Source organism: Catenulispora pinistramenti (assembly GCF_018274385.1).
GTDB lineage: Bacteria > Actinomycetota > Actinomycetes > Streptomycetales > Catenulisporaceae > Catenulispora > Catenulispora pinistramenti.
Map to the genome: position 1 here is coordinate 1 of NZ_JAAFYZ010000430.1, position 3,162 is coordinate 3,162.

Genomic DNA, 3,162 nt, shown 5'->3' on the forward strand with positions numbered 1-3,162 from the left:
CCCACCCACCCAACCGTGCTGTGGCTCGCGCGCGCAGCGGCCAGCACCGCGCCGCGTGCGGCGGGCGCCAGCCACGCCTGCAGGGCACGCTCGGCCGGGATGCCGAACGGGACCGTGCGGTCGCGGCCGCCCTTGCCCGACAGCCGCGCGGTCCGTCGGGCGAAGTCGACGTCGTCCAGGTTCAGGGCGCACAGCTCCGAAACCCGGGCGGCCGTCGCGTACAGGAACTCCAGGATGGCCACGTCCCGGAGCGCCAGCGGCTCCATCGCGCGCGTCGCGGTGTCATCGGCCGCTGCGGTGAGGGCGTCGGACACCTGGCGCTGCGAGAGGACTGCGGGCAACGGGGAGCGCGGTTTCGGTGTCACCAGGCGGGCAAGGCTCGGGATCGAGGCCTGGCGGCCCCAGGCCCGGGCCGCTGCCGTGCGGCGGGCGAGCGTTGCCCGCGCCGCGCCGGATTCGGCGGTCTGAGCGAGCCAGGACCTTGCGACATCCAGGCCGACTTCGGTGGGGGTGCCCGCGCCGGCGCGCTCGGCGAAGGCGAACAGGTCCACCAGGTCGGCCACGTAGCCGCGCACCGTGTGCGGGGACAACCTGCGCGCCCGCAGATCCTCCTCGAAGCGGTCCAGGGCCGCCCGGTACGCGTCGTCCACGTAACCAGCCTACGTCGGATGGCGCTCCAGGAGCAGGTCGGCGGTGCGGGCAATCGGTCCGGGATCCCGCCCGCGCCAGGTGACGGCTACGCCGGGGCGGTTCCGTACCCGGGCGCGGCGCGGACGTACGCATGGCCTGGTGAGGGAGTCGGGGCGGTCGGTGGGCGGCTCCTTTCTCGATGCCAAGCATCGGATTCGAGGGCTGAGTCGGTCGGTTGCGGTACCAGGGTTGTTGGTGTGGCGGCGGCGAAGTGTTCTCCGCAGAGCCCTCGTGGCGAAGCGTTCTTCGCAGGTGCGCTTTTCGCGAGTGCGCCTAAAGAATCAGGCGAGCACACCACCCCCTCTCCTCACGGTCCACCCAACCGGCTGCCGACAGCCGCCCCAGTGCGGCACGGACGGCATGTGGATCCAGACCCGCGGCCAAGGCGGCCTCGACGGTGTCGAGCAGACCCCGTCCGGCGACCGGGAGTGCGTCCAGGACGCGGGCCGCGATCGGGTCGAGGGAGTCGCGAGGACGCCTGGAGCTGGTACGGGCCGACACAGTGGGATCAGCCAGGTCGGCACCGAGGTCGCCGAGATGTTCGACCACCTCGGCCGCGCGGGTGCAGAGCAGTGCCCCGTCACGGATCAGCTGATGGGTGCCCTCGGAAGCCTCGGACGTGACGGGCCCGGGTACCGCGAGGACGGGACGGCCGAGCTCGTCGGCGAGGCGTGCGGTGACGAGCGATCCGCTACGGGCCGCGGCCTCCACGACGAGGGTTCCGAGGCCCAGGGCCGCGATCACCCGGTTGCGGTCCAGGAAGCGGAAGCGGCTGACAGAGGTCCCGGGCGGGAGTTCGGAGACGACTAAGCCCTCGGACGCGATCGCACCGATCAGTGCCTCGTGACCGCGTGGATAGACCAGGTCGATGCCACACGCGAGAGCCGCGACCGTCACGCCGCGGGCAGCGAGCGCTCCGCGATGCGCGGCCCCGTCGATCCCCCGCGCAGCGCCTGAGATGACAGCCCACCCGCGTTCAGCCAGACCGGCCGCGAATTCGCTGGCGACGTGCATGCCGTAACCGGTGGCAATACGCGCGCCCACGATGGACACGCTGCGCTTCGACGCGGCTGCCAGATCGACGCTGCCGAGGAACCACATTCCGAGCGGAGCAGCGTCACCGAGGTCGTTAAGCGCAGCGGGCCACTCGGCGTCGGACGGGATGACGTACCGAGCACCGGTCTTGGCCCCGGCAGCGAGGTCGGCATCGGGATCGGCACGGTAACAGCGGGTCTGGAGCGTGTGGGCACGGCTGATGAGCGACGCCCGATCGGTGGCCGACTCCTCATCGTGGGGCGAGAGGAGATCAGCAGCACTCCCGGCCAGGAGTGCGGAGGCAACGGTCGGAGCGCCAAAGCGGGTGACGAGGCGGCAAAGGAGTGCGTCGCCAGGCTCAGACGCGTGATGGAGAACGAGGCGCGCACGACGGTCGGCAGCAGTGGGGTCTTGGGGCGCGGTGGTGACGAGCACGGGCTCAGGCGCGCGGTGGACCCTTGGAGGTGCGGGAGGTGCGGGAGGTCGAGCAGGCGGTGGGGTGTCGGGAGGGTCGGCCGTGGCGACGGCCGCGTAGAAGAGGGAGGTCGGAGCCAGAAGCGGCTCGAGATCTGGATCGGGGGAAGGCTGCGAACGATCGGGCGGCGCATAGAACAGCGAGGTAGAAGCCAGGAGCGCGGGGGTGGGTTCTGGAGTGGGTGGGGAGAGCGACGGCTGCTCGGCGCGCCGGCCAGGCTCGGATGCGCTGGCGGACGCTGGCTCAGAGCTCGCCGAGAGCAGCGGGCTGGAGGCTGAGGGCGAAGATCCTGGCGCCGATTGCTCAGTGGGTTGGGCAGGATCCGAGGGGCCTGCAGGGGCTGAGCCAGCGCTCGCGGAGCACAGCGAGGGGGGAGCCAAAGGCGAGCGTCCTGTGCCCAATTGCTCGGCGGGTTGGGCAGGCTCGGAGGCTGAGCCAGTGTTCGCATAGAGCAGCGAGTTCGGGGCCAGGAGCGAAGGCTTGGAGCACGGTTGCTCAGCAGCCGACTCAGGCTGCGTAGTGGCTACCGGAGCTGAGCCAGCGTTCGCTAGCGACGCCGCTGCCACTAGCAACGCAGGCTCCGGGACAGCTCGACCAGGCGGCCCAGCCTGCCGTCCGGGCTCGGGTTCGCGTTCAGAAGTTCCTACAGCGGTCGCGCCGGAGTTCGAGGTGCGCGATTGGAGCGGCGCCGGGCCCGATCGGGATGGATGCTCATCCGGCCGCGAGTTGCCCGCCGGAACCGAGTCGGTATTGGTACGGGAGAACGTGGCTGGCGTCAGCGGCGCGAGCACGTCGGAGCTGGGCTGGTAGGCCAGCGTGGCGGTGCTTGCCGGCTCGGGGTTGGGGGCAGCGGCGGCGAGAAGGGCGGTCATTATGGGCTCCTAAGCAGGTGTTCGCGGGTCAGGTGGCTAGTTGGCCGGGGAGGCCTTGGCGGAAGGCGAGGGCGGTGGTGACTTCGTCGG

2 protein-coding genes are annotated in these 3,162 nt (G+C 71.3%); both read right to left on the reverse strand.

From position 1 onward, the window contains the following. Nucleotides 1-650: tyrosine-type recombinase/integrase (locus KGQ19_RS48160; RefSeq protein ID WP_212022291.1), on the reverse strand; the 650-nt coding region annotated here is incomplete at its 3' end. Between the two features lie 313 nt (nucleotides 651-963). Continuing rightward, a complete protein-coding gene (dprA, locus tag KGQ19_RS52440) occupies nucleotides 964-2,160 on the reverse strand; it encodes a DNA-processing protein DprA (RefSeq protein WP_212022293.1) in 1,197 nt (398 codons plus the stop codon). Between the last annotated feature and the right edge of the window lie 1,002 nt (nucleotides 2,161-3,162).